Genomic DNA, 18,806 nt, shown 5'->3' with positions numbered 1-18,806 from the left:
CATGTTGCTGCGTTTTACCAAGATGCACGGGCTGGGCAATGACTTCATGGTTCTCGACCTGGTCAGCCAGCACGCGCACATCCTGCCCAAGCACGCCAAGCTGTGGGGCGACCGGCACACCGGTGTCGGCTTCGACCAATTGTTGCTGGTGGAAGCACCGAGCAACCCGGAAGTGGATTTCCGTTACCGGATCTTCAACTCCGACGGCTCCGAAGTGGAACAGTGCGGCAACGGTGCCCGTTGTTTCGCCCGTTTTGTGCTGGACAAGCGCCTGACCGCCAAGCGGCAGATTCGCGTCGAGACCAAAAGCGGCATTATCGAGCTGGATATTCGCAGCGACGGCCAGATCGGCGTCAACATGGGCGCCCCACGGCTGGTGCCGGCGGACATTCCGTTCCAGGCCACCGAACAAGCGCTGAGCTACGCCGTGGACGTGGACGGCAAGACCGTCAACCTGGCCGCCGTGTCCATGGGCAACCCCCATGCCGTGCTGCGGGTCGATGACATCAACAGCGCACCGGTTCACGAACTGGGGCCGAAGATCGAAAACCACCCGCGCTTTCCGGCGCGGGTTAACGTGGGTTTCCTGCAGGTCATCGACCGTTCCCGTGCGCTATTGCGCGTCTGGGAACGCGGTGCCGGCGAAACCCAGGCTTGCGGTACCGGCGCCTGTGCCGCTGCCGTTGCCGCGATCAGCCAGGGGTGGATGGATTCGCCACTGCTGATCGACCTGCCCGGCGGAAGTCTGTCCATCGAATGGGCAGGCCCTGGCCAACCGGTGAAAATGACCGGCCCGGCCACCCGCGTCTACGAAGGACAGGTCCGTCTATGAGTGAGCAAACCTAATGACTGATAAGCCTCAAGTACCCGCGAAAGCATCCCCAAGCGAAAGTCTGGAGGCCGCAGCCGTTGCGGCGTATCTGGAGGCTAATCCGGACTTCTTCGTAGAACACGAGGAGCTGCTGCCGGCCCTGCGCATTCCCCACCAGCGCGGCGATACCGTGTCGCTGGTGGAGCGGCAGATGAAGATCCTGCGCGAGCGCAATATCGAGATGCGCCATCGGCTCTCGCAGCTGATGGACGTGGCCCGCGATAACGACCGCCTGTTCGACAAGACCCGCCGCCTGGTCTTGACCCTGATGGACGCCGCCAGCCTGGAAGAAGCGGTTATTGCCGTCGAAGACAGCCTGCGCCAGGACTTCCAGGTGCCTTTTGTCAGCCTGATCCTGTTCAGCGACAACCCGATGCCGGTAGGGCGCTGGGTCAGCGGCAGCGATGCCCAGACCGCCATTGGCGGCTTGCTGTCCGAAGGCAAGACCATCAGCGGCACCCTGCGCGAACATGAGCTGGACTTCCTGTTTGGCGCCGAACAGCGCCAGCAGATCGGCTCCACTGCCGTGGTCGCCCTGAGTCATCAAGGTTTGCACGGTGTGCTGGCCATCGCCAGCCGTGATCCACAGCACTACAAAAGCTCGGTGGGCACGCTGTTCCTGAGCTACATCGCCGAAGTGCTGGGCCGCGTCCTGCCGCGCTTTACCACCGCCTTGCGCGCGGTGCGCTAACCATGGAACGACAACTGGACGCCTACTGCGCTCACCTGCGCAGCGAGCGCCAGGTGTCGCCGCATACCCTGGAAGCCTACCGTCGGGACTTGAACAAGGTCCTGGCGTTCTGCGAGAAGCAACACATCGACAGCTGGAAGGCCCTGGATATCCAGGGTCTGCGCAGCCTGATCGCCCGCCTGCACCAGCAAGGCCAATCCTCCCGCAGCCTGGCGCGCCTGCTGTCGGCGGTACGCGGCCTCTATCACTACCTGAACCGCGAAGGCCTGTGCGACCACGACCCGGCCAACGGCCTGGCGCCGCCCAAGGGTGAACGCCGCCTGCCCAAGACCCTCGACACCGACCGTGCCCTGCAATTGCTCGACGGCGCCGTGGAGGACGACTTCCTGGCTCATCGCGACCAGGCGATCCTCGAACTGTTCTACTCCTCGGGCCTGCGCCTGTCGGAGTTGACCGGGCTCAACCTCGATCAGTTGGACCTGGCGGATGGCCTGGTGCAGGTGCTCGGCAAAGGCAGCAAGACCCGCGTATTACCGGTGGGCAAGAAGGCCCGCGAAGCCCTGCTGCTGTGGCTGCCCCTGCGTGCCCTGGCCAACCCGGCGGATGACGCCGTGTTTATCAGCCAGCAAGGCCGCCGCCTCGGACCCCGGGCCATTCAGGTACGGGTCAAGGCCGCCGGCGAGCGTGAGCTGGGGCAAAACCTGCACCCGCACATGCTCAGGCACTCCTTTGCCAGCCACTTGCTGGAGTCATCCCAGGACCTGCGCGCAGTGCAGGAACTGCTTGGCCACTCAGACATCAAGACCACCCAGATCTACACCCACCTGGACTTCCAGCATCTGGCAACGGTGTACGACAGCGCCCATCCACGGGCCAAACGCATTAAGGGCAGTGACTCATGAGCATCAAGCTGATCACCTTCGACCTGGACGATACGCTCTGGGATAACGTGCCGGTCATCATCAGCGCCGAGGCGTCGATGCGCGAGTGGCTGGCGACCCATGCCACCAAGGTAGGCGACTTGCCCCTGGAGAAGTTTGCCAGCCTGCGCCAACAGGTGCTGGAGCGACATCCGGAGCTGAAATACCGCATCAGCGTGTTGCGTCAAAAGGTGCTGCAACATGCTTTCGAGGAAGCTGGATACCCGTTGCCGGAAGCGGCGCAGATGGCGGACGTGTGCTTTGAAGCGTTCATCCACGCCCGGCATCAACTCACCGTATTCCCCGAAGCGGAACCGATGCTGCAAGCGCTGCGCCGCGACTATCTGCTGGGGGTGATTACCAACGGCAATGCCGATGTGCAGCGTGTGGGGCTGGCGGATTACTTTCACTTTGCCCTGCGGGCCGAGGATATCGGTATCGCCAAGCCAGATGCACGGTTGTTCCAGGAGGCCTTGCAGCGCGGTGGCGTAGCGCCGGGCGCGGCGGTGCATGTCGGGGATCATCCAGGGGATGACATAGCCGGTGCGCAGCAGGCGGGGCTGCGGGCGGTGTGGTTCAACCCGGCGGGCAAGGCCTGGGAGGCCGAGAAGTTGCCGGATGCCGAGATTCGCAGCCTGACCGAGTTGCCAGCACTCCTGACCCGCTGGAAGTGACCCCGAACTTACCGTAGCAGCTGCCGAGCCTTGGCGAGGCTGCGTTTGCGGTGTGTCAGGCAGGCCGCCAACGCAGCCTCGCCAAGGCTCGACAGCTGCTACGAGAACGGACGGAATCCCATTTTGTAGCGCTCATGAAAAAGCCCGCAGCGACGGCGGGCTTTTTCAGCAAGCAAACAGCAAGCCTTAGATAGGCCGGCTGCCGTACTTGTTATCAGGCTTCTTCGGTGGATCTGCCACCACGTTAGCCTCGACTTCCTGCACTTTGCCGCCTTTAGCGAGGAACTCTTCCATCGCACGGGCCAACGCATCGCGCTCTTTGTTCTTGGCTTCTACGCTCGGCAGTTCGTCAACCGACACCGCAGCCTTGGCTTTGCCCTTGGCTACCGGGACCGGTGCATCGTCGCCACCGTCGTCGTCAGCCACGTCTTCGGCAGCCGCCTCAAGACCTTCTTCGGTTTCGTCGTCGTCGCCTACTTCGAGGTCGTCGTTTTCCAGATCATCGTCGCTCATGTTCTACCTCATGACTTGCGAAAAGCAGATTAGTTATAGCCCAGCTTCGCCGCCTGTCGACGGCCGCCGGAAAAAAATCAACATCCACCGGATCACCAGTGGCTTATGCCCCATCACCGTGCAAGGTGGCGAGGACTTTACGAGCACCGCCATGATCACGGTGCTCGCCCAGATAAACACCTTGCCAGGTCCCCATCGCCAAGCGGCCGGCCCTTACCGGCAAACTCAACTGACAGCCCAGCAGACTGGCCTTGAAGTGCGCCGGCAGATCATCCGGACCTTCGTCGTTGTGTTCATATCCCGCCATGCCTTGCGGCACCAGCGCATTGAAAAAACGCTCGAAGTCACGGCGAACCGCCGGGTCGGCATTCTCGTTGACCGTCAACGAAGCCGAGGTGTGCTGCAGCCACAAATGCAACAGGCCCACCCGACAGGCCTTCAATTCAGGCAAGCCGGCGAGCAACTCGTCCGTCACCAGATGAAAGCCCCGGGGCTTGGCCCGCAGGGTTATCAGGGTCTGTTGCCACATACAGTTCTCCGCCTATCGGCGCGCATTCTAGCGCGCTCAGGGAAAAAACAAAGTGCCGAATACGCCTACATGCCTGTAAGACATTCGCACGCTGAAAAGTGCGGTGTGGATCCCATCACAAAGTCGCCAAAAAACCCATACACCTTTAGCCACAGACAAACCCCAGGCAAAAAAATGCCCGGCAAGCCGGGCATCTTTTTTTCGCGTACTTACAAGTTGTAGCCGCGCTCGTTGTGTTGCGCCAGGTCGAGGCCAACCGCCTCTTCTTCTTCGGTCACCCGCAGGCCCATCACAGCGTCCAGCACCTTGAGGATGATGAACGTCACGATGGCGGTGTAGATGACGGTGAAGCCGACGCCTTTGGCCTGGATCCAGACCTGAGCGGCGATGTCAGTGGTAGCGGCGTTGAAGCCACCCATCGACGGTGCAGCGAACACGCCGGTCAGGATCGCGCCGAGGATACCGCCGATACCGTGCACGCCGAAGGCGTCCAGGGAGTCGTCGTAGCCCAGTTTGCGTTTCAGGGTAGTGGCGCAGAAGAAGCACACCACACCGGCAGCCAGGCCGATCACCAGGGCGCCCATCGGGCCCACGGTGCCCGCAGCTGGAGTGATTGCCACCAGGCCAGCAACCACACCCGAGGCAATGCCCAGCGCGCTTGGCTTACCGTGGGTGACCCACTCGGCGAACATCCAGCCCAGCGCCGCCGCAGCGGTAGCGATCTGGGTCACCAGCATCGCCATGCCGGCAGTGCCGTTGGCCGCAGCAGCGGACCCGGCGTTGAAGCCGAACCAGCCAACCCACAGCATGGCCGCGCCCACCAGGGTGTAACCGAGGTTGTGCGGTGCCATTGGGGTGGTTGGGAAGCCTTTACGCTTGCCGAGTACCAGGCACGCTACCAGGCCGGCAACACCGGCGTTGATGTGCACCACGGTGCCGCCAGCGAAGTCCAGTACGCCCCAGTCGCCCAGCAACGAACCCGGACCGCCCCATACCATGTGGGCAATCGGTGCGTAGACCAGGGTGAACCAGACGCCCATGAAGATCAGCATCGCGGAGAACTTCATACGCTCGGCGAACGCACCGACGATCAGCGCCGGGGTGATGATCGCGAAGGTCATCTGGAAGGTCACAAACACGGCTTCAGGGAACAACGCCGCCGGGCCGGTGATGCTGGCCGGGGTCACACCCGAAAGGAACAGTTTGGACAAGCCACCCACAAACGAGTTGAGGTTGACGACGCCTGCTTCCATACCGGTGGTATCGAACGCCATGCTGTAGCCGTAGACGAACCACAGGATGGTGATCAGGCCGGTGATGGCGAAGCACTGCATCATCACGGAAAGAATGTTTTTGGAGCGAACCATGCCGCCGTAGAACAGCGCGAGGCCTGGAATGGTCATGAACAGTACCAGCGCGGTGGACGTAAGCATCCACGCGGTGTCGCCGGAATTGAGGACTGGAGCAGGTACTGGGTCCGCCGCCATGGCCAGGGCCGGCATTACGAGGGACAACAGGGCTCCTAGCCCTGCGAATTTACGCAGAGTCATATTGTTTTCTCCTGGGGCGTTGGGGTTTGGCGGCTTAGATTGCGTCGGTATCGGTTTCGCCGGTACGGATGCGAATAGCCTGTTCCAGATTGACCACGAAGATCTTGCCGTCACCGATCTTGCCGGTGTTGGCGGCCTTGGTTATCGCCTCGATAACCCGGTCAAGATCCTTGTCGTCAATGGCGACATCAATCTTCACCTTTGGCAGGAAATCGACCACGTATTCCGCGCCGCGATACAGCTCGGTGTGACCCTTCTGCCGACCGAAGCCTTTGACCTCAGTAACGGTAATGCCCTGCACGCCGATCTCGGACAGTGACTCGCGTACATCGTCCAACTTGAACGGCTTGATGATGGCAGTGACTAGCTTCATGAAAACTCTCTCCCGAATTGGTGGACTTGCCCCAGGAAAACAAACCCGTCTCAAGTCTAAGCGCAGTGCCTGGCTTTGTAACGCTTCGTCGCCTTGGCATTTGCCATTGCGACGCTCGCTAACCACTGGTGACGAAACATGTACCGCTGGTCCGTCGGCGCACTGCATCGTCACAGCGACTGCATCAGTGCATGGGTCATGATCGTCTAAGCAGAAAGCTTGCCAGCTCCGTAAAAATCACTGAAATCAGTCCTTTGTTCGCCTGTGCCCACCTCCCGGGCGCCGTTGCCGCGAAGATACGCACGAAAACGGTGCGTGACCGCCCGACCACATGCGCGAAAAGCGTGCGCCTCTGCCGGCGAAAAGACTATAGACGCTGCGTGATACACTGCCGGCCAACAGATTTTCCGGACGATTTCCCATGCTCGCGCCCAAAGACCTCCTCGACGCCCTGAGCGGCCACGCCTCCCGCCTGTTCAGCAGCGACACGCCGCTGCCACGCAATGAAATTGAAAGCCAGTTCAAGGCGCTGCTGCAAAGCGGTTTCAGCAAGCTGGACCTGGTAAGCCGGGAAGAGTTTGATAGCCAGATGGTGGTGCTGGCGCGCACTCGGGCGCGGTTGGAAAGCCTTGAGGCCAAGGTGGCGGAACTGGAAGCGCGATTGACGCCGGCCGCCGAATAAAGCGGCCCAACCGGGGCAGGTTTCGCCTGTCCCCGTTAAACCGTTGTAACCCTCAGCTCACCCGCTGATACCCGCCGACAACGCCCTTCTTCGACAATACCCACTGCCACAACTGGATATCCCGCGCGCGAAACGCCCCTGCACACGACAGCAGGTAATAGCGCCACATCCGGTAGAAACGCCGCCCGAAGGTTTCGGCGAAGTCCGGCCAAGCCAGTTCGAAGTTTTCGCACCAGGCCATCAGTGTCTTGTCGTAATCGGCGCCAAAGTTGTGCAAATCCTCGGCAACAAACAGCCCGTCCATGGCGTCGCCGATCTGCCCGATCGAGGGCAAATCACCGTTGGGAAAGATGTATTTGTCGATCCACGGGTCCGGCGTGCTGTTGCGTTGGTTCTTCCCGATGGTGTGCAACAGGAACAGGCCGTCGTCCTTCAGGCAGCGGTTGGCCACCTCCATATACGCCCGATGGTTCTTGCGCCCCACATGCTCAAACATGCCGACGCTGGCGATATGGTCGAATTGCTCGTCGATATCCCGATAGTCCTGCAGACGAAACTCGATCGGCAGATGTGAATACTTGGCCCGACCCCACTCCGCCTGCTCCTTGGAGATGGTCACACCCACGCACTCCACGCCATAGTGCTCGGCCGCATGGCTCATGAAACTGCCCCAGCCACAGCCGATATCCAGCACGCGCATGCCCGGCTTGAGACCGAGCTTTTTACAGATCAGGTCCAGCTTGGCGAACTGCGCCTGCTCCAGGGTGGTGGCATCTTTCCAGTAGCCACAGGTGTACGTCATGCGCGAGTCGAGCATGCGCGCGTAGAAGTCATTGCCAAGGTCGTAGTGCGCCTCGCCGACTTGCCAGGCGCGCTTCTTGTTTTGCAGATTCAGCCAGCGGGAGCTGAACGCGTGAAACAACAAGGTGGCCGGGTTGGCCTGGTCGATCACCCCAGAGCGCATGAGGCGGTAGAAAAACTCATCCAGCGCCTCGGCGTCCCAACCGCCATCCATGTAGTCCTCGCCAAGGCCAAGGTTGCCTTTGGCCAGGGCCAGGTCGAACGTAGCACTGTGGTGCAGTTGCATATCCGCAGCCGACGGCCCGTTTACCTCAATCTGCGCCTGCGCCAGCAACTCCTTAACGAAGCGCGCTCCCTGAGACATCTCATCAGAACCGGAAAAAGAATGACGCGTTTTGTTAAGCACAATTGCTCTCCAGAAATAGCGTTGCCTTTGATTCATACACTGCGAGAAATCTGGCCATGGAAGCGTCTGGCAAGGCCCTCAAGGCATCACCGGGTACGCTGGCTGGGAACAGATGTAACAAATCTTATCCAGCCATTTTTTAAAGATATAATGAATTAATCTTATGAAAACCATGCGAAATTGGAATGCAAAATGGACATCAGGGCGCTTCGTTATTTCGTAGAAGTCGTGGACCAGCAGAGCTTTACCAAAGCCGCAGTAAAGCTGCACCTGACCCAGCCAACGGTCAGCAAAATGGTGCAGCAACTTGAAACGAGCCTTGGCTTGAGGCTGCTGGACCGCATGGGAAAACGCTTCACCCTGACGGACGCCGGTGAAATTGTGCTCAAGCGCGCCAAGGAAATGATCGCACTGCACGATGAAATGACCGTGGAGCTGCAAGACTTGCAGCACGTCGAACGCGGTGCCCTGCGCATGGGACTGTCGCCCTCTACCCACCTCGCACTGGCACCGATCTTTGCGGAATATCACGCCCGCTACCCGAAGATCGAACTGAAACTGTTCGAAAGCGGCGGCAACGTCACCATTCAGGACCTGCGCCAAGGCACCCTGGAGTTCGGCACCATCCTGGACTCGCCGCGCGTGGCGGATATCTGGTCCGAATTCGAATCCATGCCCTTGTTCGAATCGCCGCTGTGCCTGCTCGCGCCCCATGATTCGCCCTGGCAGGGACGCAGCTCGGTGGAGCTGAGCGAACTGCAAGCCTGCGAATTCATCTTTTACGATGACACCTTCACCCTGAACCAATTCGTACTCGACGCCTGCGCCCTGGCCGGTTTTGAGCCGCGTATCAGCGGGCGCAGTAGCCAATGGGACTTTATCGCCTCCCTGGTACGCCTGGGTGTGGGCATCACCCTGCTGCCCCGGGCGTTCTGCGACACCCTTGATGCCAACCAATTCAGCATCGCGGAAATACAGTCGCCGGCCCTGAACTGGCGGCTGATGCTGGCGTGGCGTCGGCAGTGCAAGCTGTCGTTTGCGGCGCAGGCGTGGTTGACGTTGGCGAAGGAGTTTTTGTGTGTGCCACCGCCCAGCCAGTAGCCCGATACGTTCTGTAAAACCTCGCCGCTGCGTTGCGCCAGCGCTGGACTACCCTTGAAAAACCGCAGGAAGCGGCCACTCATTTCAAGGAACGAGCATGTCCCTCGCCATCGTCCACAGCCGCGCCCAGATTGGCGTTGAAGCCCCCGCCGTCACTGTCGAGGTGCACATGGCCAACGGCTTGCCGTCGCTGACGCTGGTGGGTCTGCCCGAGACCGCCGTCAAGGAAAGCAAAGACCGCGTACGCAGCGCGATTCTCAACTCCGCGCTGCAATATCCATCCCGCCGCATCACCCTCAACCTCGCGCCCGCCGACCTGCCCAAGGACGGTGGGCGTTTTGATTTGGCGATTGCGTTGGGGATTCTCGCCGCCAGTGTGCAGGTGCCGACGTTGACCCTCGATAACGTGGAATGCCTCGGTGAGCTGGCGCTGTCCGGTGAGGTACGTGGGGTGAAAGGTGTGTTGCCGGCAGCGCTGGCGGCGCGCAAGGCCGGGCGCACCTTGATAGTGCCTCGGGCCAATGCCGAAGAGGCGTGTCTGGCCTCGGGATTGAAGGTGATTGCGGTGGATCATCTGCTGCAAGTGGTGGCGCACCTGAACGGTCACGTCCCGATCGAGCCCTTCGTTTCCAGTGGCCTGATGTACCTGAATAAACCCTATCCCGACCTGAGTGAAGTACAGGGCCAACTGGCGGCCAAGCGTGCGCTGTTGATCGCTGCGGCGGGCGCCCACAACCTGTTGCTCAGCGGGCCACCGGGCACGGGCAAAACCTTGCTCGCCAGCCGTCTGCCGGGGCTGTTGCCGCCCTTGAGTGAACAGGAAGCGCTGGAGGTGGCGGCGATTCAATCAGTGGTCAGCCTGGCGCCGCTGAGCCATTGGCCGCACCGGCCGTTTCGCCAGCCGCACCATTCGGCATCAGGCCCGGCGCTGGTGGGCGGCGGCTCGAAACCGCAGCCGGGGGAAATCACCCTCGCCCATCATGGTGTGTTGTTTCTCGACGAACTGCCGGAGTTTGATCGCAAGGTCTTGGAAGTGCTGCGTGAGCCGCTGGAGTCCGGGCATATCGTGATTGCCCGCGCCCGCGACCGGGTGAGTTTCCCGGCGCGCTTTCAGTTGGTGGCGGCGATGAACCCCTGCCCTTGCGGCTATGTGGGCGAGCCCAGCGGGCGCTGTCGCTGCACGCCGGAGCAGATCCAGCGCTATCGCAACAAGCTCTCGGGTCCGCTGTTGGACCGGATTGACCTGCACGTAACCGTCGCCCGGGAAAGCACTGCGCTGAACCCCGGCAAACAGTCAGGCGACGATACCGCCAGTGCATCCGCCCTCGTGGCCGAGGCCCGGGAGCGTCAGCAACGGCGCCAGGGCTGCGCCAATGCCTTTCTTGATCTGCCGGGGCTACGCCAGCACTGCAAGCTGGCGAAGGCCGATGAAGGCTGGCTGGAGAGTGCGTGCGAACGGCTGACGCTGTCGCTGCGGGCGGCGCATCGTTTGCTCAAGGTCGCCCGCACTCTGGCCGACCTGGAACAGGTGGAAGCCATCGCCCGCCATCATCTGGCGGAAGCTTTGCAGTACCGGCCCGCTAGCGCTTCTTAGGCAACGCCAGGAGCAGCCCCGCCACTTCCATCACCTCATCCATTACCGCCTCAGCGGATTCAACGGAGGGTTTGAGCATCAAGTCATCGGCATAGCCCATGGCGACGGCGAAGAGCTGCCGCGCGGCGCGTTTGGGCGACTCACAGTGGAAAACTTTGGCCGACACACCTTGCTCGATGATCTCGGCGAGCATCGCTTGCCATTGGGCGTTGATCACCAGGTAAGCCTGGGCCAAAGGCTCGTCATGCATGGCTTCATCCCAGGCATCCAGCCACAGCGCCCAACCGGCATCTGCCGTGGAGGGCAAGCAGTCACGCAGGAAACCTTCGAGCGCTCTCAGTGGAGACAGACCTTCCAGCGGCACCCGCACCTCGTCCAGTTGCTCGTTGGCAAACCGCACAAACGCTTCGCGGCGCAGATCTTTCCAGTCGCTGAAGTAATGATAGACGTGGCTGCGGGACAGCCCGGCGTGCTCCGCCAAGTCGCGGGTGGAGACATCGGCGAAGCCTTTGCTGCGAAACAGCTCCAGGGCGGCGGCGATGATCTGGTCTTTACGGTCGATACGCGACATGAGGCTTTTCCTTCAGGCACCGGCAGATCGACGGCGCTTGCTTTTTGAGCGATCGCTCAAGGATACTTGAGCAGTCGCTCAATACTAGCGCTTATCTCACCCTTGGTGCACCCCATGTCATCCGTAACACCGCAAATCCTGATCGAAGAAAGCAAAAAGATCGGGCAACAATCCGCCAGCCAAACCCTCAAGGCGATCGCCAGGGCTTACCCCGGCAAGCTGTTCTGCACCTTGTCGCTGGTGGCCCTGGAAAACGCGTTGCTGCTGGCCTACCCGCTGTTTGCCGGGTTCGCAGTGGACTCAATTATCCGCGGCGACGCCGGCAGCGCGCTGTTCTACGCCGCCGTGGTGCTGGCGTTCTGGGTGGTCGGGGCAGCGCGAAGGGCGCTGGATACGCGCACCTTCACCCGTATCTACGCGGACCTGGCGGTACCGGTGATTCTCAACCAGCGCCTGCAAAACCACAGCACCTCAAGGGCAGCGGCGCGGGTGGTGTTGGCGCGGGACTTTGTGGATTTCTTCGAAAAACATGTGCCGATCATCGCGACGGCGCTGGTGTCGATCGTCGGTGCAGCAGTGATGCTGTTGGTAATCGAGCCGTGGATCGGCCTGGCCTGCCTGACGGCGCTGGTGCTGTGCACAACCTTGTTGCCACGTTTCGCCCGGCGCAATCAGGAGCTGCACGAGCGCTTGAATGACCGCCTGGAAAAGGAAATCGGCCTGGTGGAAAAGGTCGGCGCGCAGACCTTGCAGCGCCACTACCAGGTGCTGTCACGCCTGCGGATCTGGCTGTCGGACCGCGAAGCTGCAGCGTTCCTGTTTATCGGTACGCTGGCCGCGCTGTTGTTTGTGGTCGCCATCAGCCAGTTGGCGCTGTCGCCGGCGGTCAAGGCCGGCCACGTGTATGCGGTGATGACTTACCTGTGGACCTTTGTCAGCAGCCTGGATGAAGCACCAGGGATGGTCGACCAACTGGCGCGACTCAAGGACATTGGCAAGCGTGTGGACCCGGGGCTGGGCGACCGATCCGACGTTTGAGGCGTCGAATCGTCCGTTATCGCGGGCAAGCCCGGCTCCCACATTGAACCGGTTTCTTCAATTGAGCACGGTCAACGGTGGGAGCGGGCTTGCCCGCGATGACGCCCGAACAGTCAATCAACGAAACCGGTCAACCTCATGCCGCAAGCTCGCCGCCAGGGTCTCCAGTTCCTTGGCGGTGATTGCCAGGTTCGACACCACTTCACGCTGCTCGCTGTTGGCCAGGGCAATGCTCTGCAAGTTGCTGCTCAGCAAGGTCGCGGTGCTGCTCTGTTCCTGGGTTGCGGTGGTAATGGCCGCAAACTGCTGGCCCGCCGAGCGGCTTTGCTCATCGATCCGCGCCAGCGCAGAAGCCACGTCAGCATTGCGCGCAAGGCCTTCCTGCATCAGCACGTTGCCTTGTTCCATGGTGCTGATGGCGTTGCCGGTTTCCTGCTGGATGCTCTGTATCATCCCGGAAATTTCGTCCGTGGCCTGACGAGTACGCGACGCGAGGTTGCGTACTTCATCCGCCACCACCGCAAACCCGCGCCCTTGCTCACCGGCCCGCGCCGCTTCGATGGCGGCGTTGAGCGCCAGCAGGTTGGTCTGTTCGGCAATCGCGGTGATCACACCGACGATCCCGCCAATTTCCTGGGAGCGCTGGCCCAAGGTATTGATCACCGTGGCCGTGCTGTTCAGCGCGGTGGCGATGTGTTCCAGGGACGACGACGCTTCTTGCATCGAGGTGCGGCCGATCTTGGTTTGCTGGGCGTTGTCCTGGGCCAGGCGCTCGGTGTTGCCCATGTTGTCGGCAATGTTCAGCGAGGTGGCGCTGAACTCTTCTACCGCGCCGGCCATGCTGGTGATTTCGCCGGACTGCTGCTCCATGCCTTCGTACGCACCGCCGGACAAACCCGACAGCGCCTGGGCGCGGCTGTTTACGTCTTCAGCCGCCTTGCGAATGTGCGACACCATGGTCGACAGCGCTTCGCCCATCTGGTTGAAACTGCGGGCCAACTGGCCGATTTCGTCATGGCTGGAAACGTTCAAGCGCGCGCTCAAATCACCGGCGCCCAGGGCTTCTGCCTGACGTACCAGGTCGCCCAACGGCTGCAACTTGCTGCGCAGCAGCCAGACCGCTGCGCCCACCGCCAGCAGCATCGCGAGCAAACTGCCGATCGCCAGGCGAATCCCCACCGACCAGGTCACCGCGCGAATTTCGGCTTTCGGCATGCTCGCCACCACCGACCACGGGCCGCCTTCAAACGGCACCGCGACGCTGTAGAAATCTTCGTTCTTGTCGCTCCAGAAACGGCCTTTTCCAGGTTTGGCGGCCAGGTCGAGCATGACCGGAATCGACTGATCCAGCGCCTGCACGCCAGCGGGCGGTACCAGCCAATGCTTCTGCTCATCCAGCAGCGCAAGGGAGCCGGTCTGGCCGATGCGGAAGCGCTTGAGGTTGTCGAACTGGGCGTTCTGCGCGTCGGTGTAGTCGAAGCCGACAAACAGCACCGCAATCACTTTGCCGCTGGCATCACGCACCGGGCTGTATTGGGTCATGTAGGAGCGATCGAACAGCACCGCGCGGCCGACGTAGCCCTGCCCGCCCAGCAAACGTTGATAGGCCGGATGCTGGTGATCCAGCGCCGTACCGATGGCGCGGCTGCCGTCCTGCTTGGTCAGGGAGGTGCTGACACGGACAAAGTCTTCGCCGCTGCGTACGAACAAGGTCGCCACGCCGCCCGACATCTGCTTGAACTCATCAACTTCAGCGAAATTGTTGTTGAGCACTTCCTCGCCCAGGTACAGGCCCGGCGTCTGCACACCCGCTACCGTCACCGGCTGCCCAGGCCGCACACTCAAGCCAGCGCTGAAGCGCTTTTCAAACAGCCCGCTCAAACGCTGGGTACTTTCGCGCAAGGTGCTGTGGAAGGTATTGAGTTGGTCAGCCAGCAAGCGAGCCTCGCTGGCCAGATGCTCCTCGCGGGTGTCGAGGTTGGCGGAGTCCAGCGAACGCAAGGCGAACACTGTGCTGCCGCTGATGACGACAGCCAGTATCACGGCGAGGGCAAGCCCCAGTTGAGAGGCGATCCGGGCGCGAGGTTGAGACATGAAGGCTCCTGGCCGAGGCCAGGATCATCCTGATCTCATAGCGCTGCTCGGCAAAATTCTAATAGGGGAAACGTTGTAGAACGGTAGTTCCAACAACCCTACTTCGGCGGGCAGGCTGAATACTTGAGCGATTCGCAGGGGTATCACGCAAACGATTGCTGCCCGGTGCGCAATCCGCTCAGGCGAGGCGCTCTACCTGGGGCAATTCCATGGCCTGCACCTCGCTCTGGAGAAAGTCACCCAGCCGTCGCAAACGCTCACCGCCGGGCCGGGTCTTTGGCCACACCAGATAGTAATTTTCCCCACTGGCCACCGCGGTGGGCCATGGCAGGCTCAGGCGGCCCTGGGCCACGTCTTCAGCCACCATCAGCAAGTCACCCATGGACACGCCGTACCCCCGCGCGGCGGCAATCATGCCCAGCTCCAATGTGTCGAACACCTGCCCGCCCTTGAGCGATACCTGGGATGACAGCCCCATGCGCTCCAGCCAATAGCGCCAGTCACGTCGGTCCGGCGTCGGGTGCAGCAATTCGGCAGAGGCCAGCCGCGTGACGTCCCAGGGCCCGTCGCTCAACAGGTTCGGCGCGCCCACTGGAATCAGTAGTTCAGGAAACAGGTAGCAGGCTTCCCAGTCCGGCGGGAAATGACCGTTACTTAGCAATACCGCGCAATCGAACGGCTCCTGATTGAAGTCCACCTCATCGACACTCATCCAGGCGCTGGTCAGTTGCACTTCATTGCCCGGCTGCAAATGCCGGAAGCGACTGAGCCGTGCCAGCAGCCAACGCATGGTCAGGGTGGACGGCGCCTTCATGCGCAGGATGTCGTCCTCCGCATTCAATGTATGGCAGGCGCGCTCCAGGGCCGCAAAGCCTTCGCGCACGCCCGGCAGCAACAGGCGCGCCGCCTCGGTGAGCTGCAAGGTGCGGCCGCTGCGTTGGAACAGGCGGCAGGCGAAGTGCTCTTCCAGGGTGCGAATGTGCCGGCTTACCGCACTTTGGGTAATCGACAACTCTTCCGCCGCCCGGGTGAACGAGTTGTAGCGGGAAGCCGCTTCAAACGCCCGCAAGGCGTAAAGAGGAGGAAGACGACGAGACATGGCGAAAGCTCCGACGGCGCAATCTCGAAACCCTACCAGAATCACTCAGGCATGAGTTTTAATCATGCGCGCCATCGGATTTATCCCTTTGTGCAATGCGCTGTGGGCGCCGAGAATCAACCCTTCCACCCTTCCCTGACTTTTTGAGCGTGATGATCATGCAGCATCCGGCACGTACCGAACTCTGGGCCATTCTGCGGCTGTCAGGGCCGTTGATTGCCTCACAGTTGGCCCACATGCTGATGGTGCTGACCGACACCCTGATGATGGCGCGGCTGAGCCCCGAGGCCCTGGCCGGCGGCGGCCTGGGTGCGGCGAGCTATTCGTTCGTGTCGATTTTCTGCATCGGCGTGATTGCCGCCGTGGGCACACTGGTCGCGATCCGCCAGGGCGCCGGCGATATTGAAGGCGCCACCCGCCTGACCCAGGCCGGGTTGTGGCTGGCCTGGTTGATGGCGCTGGTGGCCGGCTTGTTGCTGTGGAACCTCAAGCCGGTGTTGCTGATGTTCGGCCAGACCGAAACCAACGTCGCGTCCGCCGGCCAGTTCCTGACCATCCTGCCGTTCGCCCTGCCCGGCTACCTGACGTTCATGGCCTTGCGCGGCTTCACCAGTGCCATCGGCAAGGCCACACCGGTGATGGTTATCAGCCTTTGCGGCACAGTGATCAACTACCTGCTCAACCACGCGTTGATCGAAGGCATGTTCGGCCTGCCGAAACTCGGCCTGGTAGGCATTGGCCTGGTCACGGCCATCGTCGCCAACTGCATGGCACTGGCGCTGATCTGGTACATCAAATACAACCGTGCTTACGACGCCTACCCGCTGCGCAAGGGCCTGCTGCGGCCGAACCTGCATTACCTGCGGGAACTGTGGCGCCTGGGCCTGCCGATTGGGGGCACCTACGCGGTGGAAGTCGGGCTGTTTGCGTTCGCCGCTTTGTGCATGGGCACCATGGGCAGTACGCAATTGGCTGCGCACCAGATTGCCCTGCAGATTGTGTCAGTGGCGTTCATGGTCCCGGCGGGCATGTCCTACGCAATCACTATGCGCATCGGCCAGCATTACGGGGCCGGGAACCTGCTGGAAGCACGGCTGGCCGGGCGGGTGGGCATCGGCTTTGGCGCATTGGTGATGCTGGGCTTTGCAGCAGTGCTGTGGTTGTTCTCGCATCAGTTGATCAGCTTGTTCCTCGACCAGCATGACCCGGCGTTTCGCGACGTGATCAACCTCGCCGTGAGCTTGCTGGCGGTGGCCGCGTGGTTTGAGCTGTTCGACGGTGTGCAGACCATCGCCATGGGCTGCATTCGCGGGCTCAAGGACGCCAAGACCACCTTCCTGGTCGGGTTGGGATGCTACTGGCTGATCGGCGCACCGGCTGCGTGGTTGATGGCGTTCAACCTCGGCTGGGGGCCGACTGGCGTGTGGTGGGGCCTGGCGCTGGGCCTGGCGTGCGCGGCAATCAGCCTGACCTGGGCGTTTGAACGGAAGATGAAGCGGATGATTCGCCAGGAGCCTGAAACCCAACGCGGATTTCAAGCCGCGCAGCCTGAGTAACGGCTGTACCCGCTCCCACATTTTTTAGATCGGGCTCACACCATCAGATCACGCCGCCCAACAACTCCTGGCTGTCACCAAACGTCAGGTAGTCCACCAGTTCCGCCAGCGGCAACGGCTTGCTGATCAGGTAACCCTGAGCCTGATCGCAGCCGAACAACCGCAGCAACGCCAGTTGCTCTGCGGTTTCCACGCCCTCGGCTACTACTTCCAGGTTCAGGTTGTGGGCCAGGTTGATCATCGCGTGGACCAACTTGCGATTTTCTTCGCGCTCTTCCATGCCGCCGACAAAGCTCTTGTCGATCTTCAGCAAGGCAATCGGCAGGCTGTTGAGGTGCACGAACGACGAGAAGCCGGTGCCAAAGTCATCCAGGGAAAAGCGCACGCCCAGGCGGCCAAGGGCGTCCATGGTCTGCTTGACCAGGTCGCTGCGGCGCATCACGGCGGTTTCCGTCAGTTCAAATTCCAGCCACTGGGCTTCCACGCCACGCTCGGCAATCAGCCGGCTGAGGGTGCTGAGCAATTGGCTGTCCTGGAACTGGCGAAACGACAGGTTGACCGCCATGTGCAACGGCGCAATCCCGCGTTCGCTCAGGTCCTGCATGTCGCGCAGCGCCCGGGAAATCACCCAGTAGCCCAGCGGCACGATCAAGCCGCTCTGCTCGGCCAGGGGCACGAACTCGCTCGGCGGCAATAAACCGCGCTCGCCGTGGCGCCAGCGCACCAGCGCTTCGAGGCCGACGATATGCCCGTCGTCGAGGTCCAGGCGGGGTTGGTAATGCAGTTCCAGCTCGTCACGGCGCAACGCCCGGCGCAGTTCGCTTTCAAGGTCGGCGAGGCTGCGGGCATTGCGGTTGATGCGTTCGTTGAAGATATGAAAAGTACAGCCCTGGGTGCTCTTGGCTTGCTGCATGGCGATATGGGCGTGCCACATCAGCGGGTCGGCGCCGGCCCTGGCGCGGGCATGTGCCACGCCGAGACTGCAGCCGATCAGCAGGCTTTCGCCATCGACCCAATACGGTTCGGCCATAGCTTCGATGATGCGTTCGGCCATCCATTCGGCGCGCTGGGGCGCACGGCGGGTGTCGATCAGAAGGGCGAATTCATCGCTGCCCAGGCGTGCCAGTTGATCGCCGGCCTCCAATTGGCTCTTGAGCCGCGAGACCACTTGCAGGATCAGCCGGTCACCGGCCTGGTGACCGAGGGCATCGTTGGCGTGACGGAAGTTGTCCAGGTCGAGGTGACCGAGGGCGACGCCACGGCCTTCGTTTTCCGCCAGGCGGGCGGTCAACAGGGTCTGGAAGCCCTGGCGGTTGGCGATGCCGGTCAGCGGGTCCTGCTCGGCCAGGCGTTGCAGGGTGTTTTCCAGCACACCGCGCTCGCGCACATGCCGCAGGCACCGGCGCAATGTATCGACATCCAGTGCATTCAGAATCAGCCAGTCGCTGACGCCAAGGGGCGAAACCAGAGGTTCCTCTTCCAACAGCAATACCGTTGGCAAGCTGCAACGACCGGGGCCGGGCTGAAGACTGGCCGTGGTCAACAACACCGCACTGTGATCGTCGTCGAACAGATTGCTCACAGACTCCCAGTTTGGCGCGCTGATCAGCACAGCTCCGTCGCCCATCGGCGCCAGGCACTCGCGCAATAACGCTGCCCACGCTGGCTCATCGGCCAGTAGCAGCAAACGCAAGGGTTCGACAGGCGTAGACAAGCTAGCTCCCTAGACTCTGCAAAATTTCG

General features: G+C 61.7%; 18 protein-coding genes. 9 read left to right on the top strand and 9 right to left on the bottom strand.

Annotation, left to right across the window (positions count from 1 at the left end; genetic code table 11):
* Window position 1: 1 nt before the first annotated feature.
* The 4 genes from dapF to JFU58_RS12295 are packed head-to-tail and all read left to right on the top strand — an operon-like array spanning window position 2 to window position 3,156.
* Entirely contained in the window at window positions 2–832 is an 831-nt protein-coding gene (gene dapF / locus JFU58_RS12310) for a diaminopimelate epimerase (protein ID WP_201140784.1), read from the top strand.
* A gap of 13 nt (window positions 833–845) precedes the next feature.
* Window positions 846–1,562: a DUF484 family protein gene (locus JFU58_RS12305; RefSeq protein ID WP_010168025.1), complete on the top strand. Its 717-nt coding sequence runs from the start codon at window positions 846–848 to the stop codon at window positions 1,560–1,562.
* Between the two features lie 2 nt (window positions 1,563–1,564).
* Window positions 1,565–2,464 carry a tyrosine recombinase XerC gene (gene xerC, locus JFU58_RS12300; RefSeq protein ID WP_201140782.1) on the top strand — a complete coding sequence of 300 codons (900 nt, stop codon included), beginning with the start codon at window positions 1,565–1,567 and terminating at the stop codon, window positions 2,462–2,464.
* Window positions 2,461–3,156 (top strand): HAD family hydrolase, encoded by a 696-nt coding sequence (locus JFU58_RS12295; RefSeq protein WP_201140780.1) that lies wholly within the window; start codon window positions 2,461–2,463, stop codon window positions 3,154–3,156. The genes xerC and JFU58_RS12295 overlap by 4 nt, the downstream gene beginning before the upstream one ends.
* A gap of 186 nt (window positions 3,157–3,342) precedes the next feature.
* On the opposite strand, the gene sutA is transcribed toward JFU58_RS12295, so the two are convergent.
* From sutA to glnK, 4 genes are all read right to left on the bottom strand, one after another.
* Window positions 3,343–3,669 carry a transcriptional regulator SutA gene (gene sutA / locus JFU58_RS12290; RefSeq protein WP_017476674.1) on the bottom strand — a complete coding sequence of 109 codons (327 nt, stop codon included), beginning with the start codon at window positions 3,667–3,669 and terminating at the stop codon, window positions 3,343–3,345.
* A gap of 103 nt (window positions 3,670–3,772) precedes the next feature.
* Window positions 3,773–4,198 carry a secondary thiamine-phosphate synthase enzyme YjbQ gene (locus JFU58_RS12285; RefSeq protein WP_017476675.1) on the bottom strand — a complete coding sequence of 142 codons (426 nt, stop codon included), beginning with the start codon at window positions 4,196–4,198 and terminating at the stop codon, window positions 3,773–3,775.
* 209 nt (window positions 4,199–4,407) lie between these two features.
* Complete coding sequence (locus tag JFU58_RS12280; RefSeq protein WP_201140778.1) at window positions 4,408–5,748, bottom strand: ammonium transporter; 1,341 nt, start codon at window positions 5,746–5,748, stop codon at window positions 4,408–4,410.
* 34 nt (window positions 5,749–5,782) lie between these two features.
* Window positions 5,783–6,121, bottom strand: a complete 339-nt coding sequence (gene glnK / locus JFU58_RS12275; protein WP_002555808.1) for a P-II family nitrogen regulator — start codon at window positions 6,119–6,121, stop codon at window positions 5,783–5,785.
* A 421-nt stretch (window positions 6,122–6,542) separates the two neighbouring features.
* Between glnK and JFU58_RS12270 the strand changes: the two genes are divergently transcribed.
* Window positions 6,543–6,803, top strand: coding sequence for an accessory factor UbiK family protein (locus JFU58_RS12270; RefSeq protein ID WP_003208783.1), 261 nt, complete (start codon window positions 6,543–6,545; stop codon window positions 6,801–6,803).
* Window positions 6,804–6,855: 52 nt separating this feature from the next.
* On the opposite strand, the gene cfa is transcribed toward JFU58_RS12270, so the two are convergent.
* On the bottom strand, window positions 6,856–7,968 hold the full coding sequence (gene cfa, locus JFU58_RS12265) for a cyclopropane fatty acyl phospholipid synthase (RefSeq protein ID WP_081253239.1): 1,113 nt from the start codon (window positions 7,966–7,968) through the stop codon (window positions 6,856–6,858).
* Window positions 7,969–8,202: 234 nt separating this feature from the next.
* On the opposite strand from cfa, the gene JFU58_RS12260 reads away from it, so the two are divergent.
* Together JFU58_RS12260 and JFU58_RS12255 are read left to right on the top strand one after the other, a co-directional pair.
* Window positions 8,203–9,111 carry a LysR family transcriptional regulator gene (locus JFU58_RS12260; RefSeq protein ID WP_063033866.1) on the top strand — a complete coding sequence of 303 codons (909 nt, stop codon included), beginning with the start codon at window positions 8,203–8,205 and terminating at the stop codon, window positions 9,109–9,111.
* Between the two features lie 97 nt (window positions 9,112–9,208).
* Window positions 9,209–10,705 (top strand): YifB family Mg chelatase-like AAA ATPase, encoded by a 1,497-nt coding sequence (locus tag JFU58_RS12255; protein WP_201140776.1) that lies wholly within the window; start codon window positions 9,209–9,211, stop codon window positions 10,703–10,705.
* On the opposite strand, the gene JFU58_RS12250 is transcribed toward JFU58_RS12255, so the two are convergent.
* On the bottom strand, window positions 10,692–11,276 hold the full coding sequence (locus JFU58_RS12250) for a TetR/AcrR family transcriptional regulator (RefSeq protein ID WP_093203743.1): 585 nt from the start codon (window positions 11,274–11,276) through the stop codon (window positions 10,692–10,694). The genes JFU58_RS12255 and JFU58_RS12250 overlap by 14 nt on opposite strands.
* A 114-nt stretch (window positions 11,277–11,390) precedes the next feature.
* On the opposite strand from JFU58_RS12250, the gene JFU58_RS12245 reads away from it, so the two are divergent.
* Window positions 11,391–12,314, top strand: a complete 924-nt coding sequence (locus JFU58_RS12245) for an ABC transporter six-transmembrane domain-containing protein (RefSeq protein ID WP_093203739.1) — start codon at window positions 11,391–11,393, stop codon at window positions 12,312–12,314.
* Window positions 12,315–12,431: 117 nt separating this feature from the next.
* Here JFU58_RS12245 and JFU58_RS12240 read toward each other — a convergent pair whose 3' ends face one another.
* Both JFU58_RS12240 and JFU58_RS12235 read right to left on the bottom strand, forming a co-directional pair.
* Window positions 12,432–14,408 carry a methyl-accepting chemotaxis protein gene (locus JFU58_RS12240; RefSeq protein WP_177069944.1) on the bottom strand — a complete coding sequence of 659 codons (1,977 nt, stop codon included), beginning with the start codon at window positions 14,406–14,408 and terminating at the stop codon, window positions 12,432–12,434.
* Between the two features lie 178 nt (window positions 14,409–14,586).
* Entirely contained in the window at window positions 14,587–15,507 is a 921-nt protein-coding gene (locus tag JFU58_RS12235; RefSeq protein WP_026077860.1) for a LysR substrate-binding domain-containing protein, read from the bottom strand.
* A 152-nt stretch (window positions 15,508–15,659) separates the two neighbouring features.
* Between JFU58_RS12235 and JFU58_RS12230 the strand changes: the two genes are divergently transcribed.
* The gene (locus JFU58_RS12230; RefSeq protein ID WP_093203731.1) at window positions 15,660–17,063 is read left to right on the top strand and encodes a NorM family multidrug efflux MATE transporter; all 1,404 of its coding nucleotides are present in this window, start codon (window positions 15,660–15,662) and stop codon (window positions 17,061–17,063) included.
* Window positions 17,064–17,106: 43 nt separating this feature from the next.
* On the opposite strand, the gene JFU58_RS12225 is transcribed toward JFU58_RS12230, so the two are convergent.
* A complete protein-coding gene (locus JFU58_RS12225) occupies window positions 17,107–18,777 on the bottom strand; it encodes a putative bifunctional diguanylate cyclase/phosphodiesterase (RefSeq protein ID WP_201140774.1) in 1,671 nt (556 codons plus the stop codon).
* Window positions 18,778–18,806 lie beyond the last annotated feature (29 nt).

The sequence above is a fragment of the Pseudomonas sp. TH34 genome (assembly GCF_016650865.1).
Classification (GTDB): Bacteria; Pseudomonadota; Gammaproteobacteria; order Pseudomonadales; family Pseudomonadaceae; genus Aquipseudomonas; species Aquipseudomonas yamanorum.
Note: the sequence above shows the minus strand (reverse complement) of the source record. Positions and strands in the feature narration are given on the sequence as shown.

Coding starts and splice junctions, on each gene's coding strand:
- dapF (WP_201140784.1), top strand. CDS start 2: ATGTTGCTGCGTTTTACCAAGATGCACGGGCTGGGCAATGACTTCATG.
- JFU58_RS12305 (WP_010168025.1), top strand. CDS start 846: ATGACTGATAAGCCTCAAGTACCCGCGAAAGCATCCCCAAGCGAAAGT.
- xerC (WP_201140782.1), top strand. CDS start 1,565: ATGGAACGACAACTGGACGCCTACTGCGCTCACCTGCGCAGCGAGCGC.
- JFU58_RS12295 (WP_201140780.1), top strand. CDS start 2,461: ATGAGCATCAAGCTGATCACCTTCGACCTGGACGATACGCTCTGGGAT.
- sutA (WP_017476674.1), bottom strand. CDS start 3,669: ATGAGCGACGATGATCTGGAAAACGACGACCTCGAAGTAGGCGACGAC.
- JFU58_RS12285 (WP_017476675.1), bottom strand. CDS start 4,198: ATGTGGCAACAGACCCTGATAACCCTGCGGGCCAAGCCCCGGGGCTTT.
- JFU58_RS12280 (WP_201140778.1), bottom strand. CDS start 5,748: ATGACTCTGCGTAAATTCGCAGGGCTAGGAGCCCTGTTGTCCCTCGTA.
- glnK (WP_002555808.1), bottom strand. CDS start 6,121: ATGAAGCTAGTCACTGCCATCATCAAGCCGTTCAAGTTGGACGATGTA.
- JFU58_RS12270 (WP_003208783.1), top strand. CDS start 6,543: ATGCTCGCGCCCAAAGACCTCCTCGACGCCCTGAGCGGCCACGCCTCC.
- cfa (WP_081253239.1), bottom strand. CDS start 7,968: ATGTCTCAGGGAGCGCGCTTCGTTAAGGAGTTGCTGGCGCAGGCGCAG.
- JFU58_RS12260 (WP_063033866.1), top strand. CDS start 8,203: ATGGACATCAGGGCGCTTCGTTATTTCGTAGAAGTCGTGGACCAGCAG.
- JFU58_RS12255 (WP_201140776.1), top strand. CDS start 9,209: ATGTCCCTCGCCATCGTCCACAGCCGCGCCCAGATTGGCGTTGAAGCC.
- JFU58_RS12250 (WP_093203743.1), bottom strand. CDS start 11,276: ATGTCGCGTATCGACCGTAAAGACCAGATCATCGCCGCCGCCCTGGAG.
- JFU58_RS12245 (WP_093203739.1), top strand. CDS start 11,391: ATGTCATCCGTAACACCGCAAATCCTGATCGAAGAAAGCAAAAAGATC.
- JFU58_RS12240 (WP_177069944.1), bottom strand. CDS start 14,408: ATGTCTCAACCTCGCGCCCGGATCGCCTCTCAACTGGGGCTTGCCCTC.
- JFU58_RS12235 (WP_026077860.1), bottom strand. CDS start 15,507: ATGTCTCGTCGTCTTCCTCCTCTTTACGCCTTGCGGGCGTTTGAAGCG.
- JFU58_RS12230 (WP_093203731.1), top strand. CDS start 15,660: ATGATCATGCAGCATCCGGCACGTACCGAACTCTGGGCCATTCTGCGG.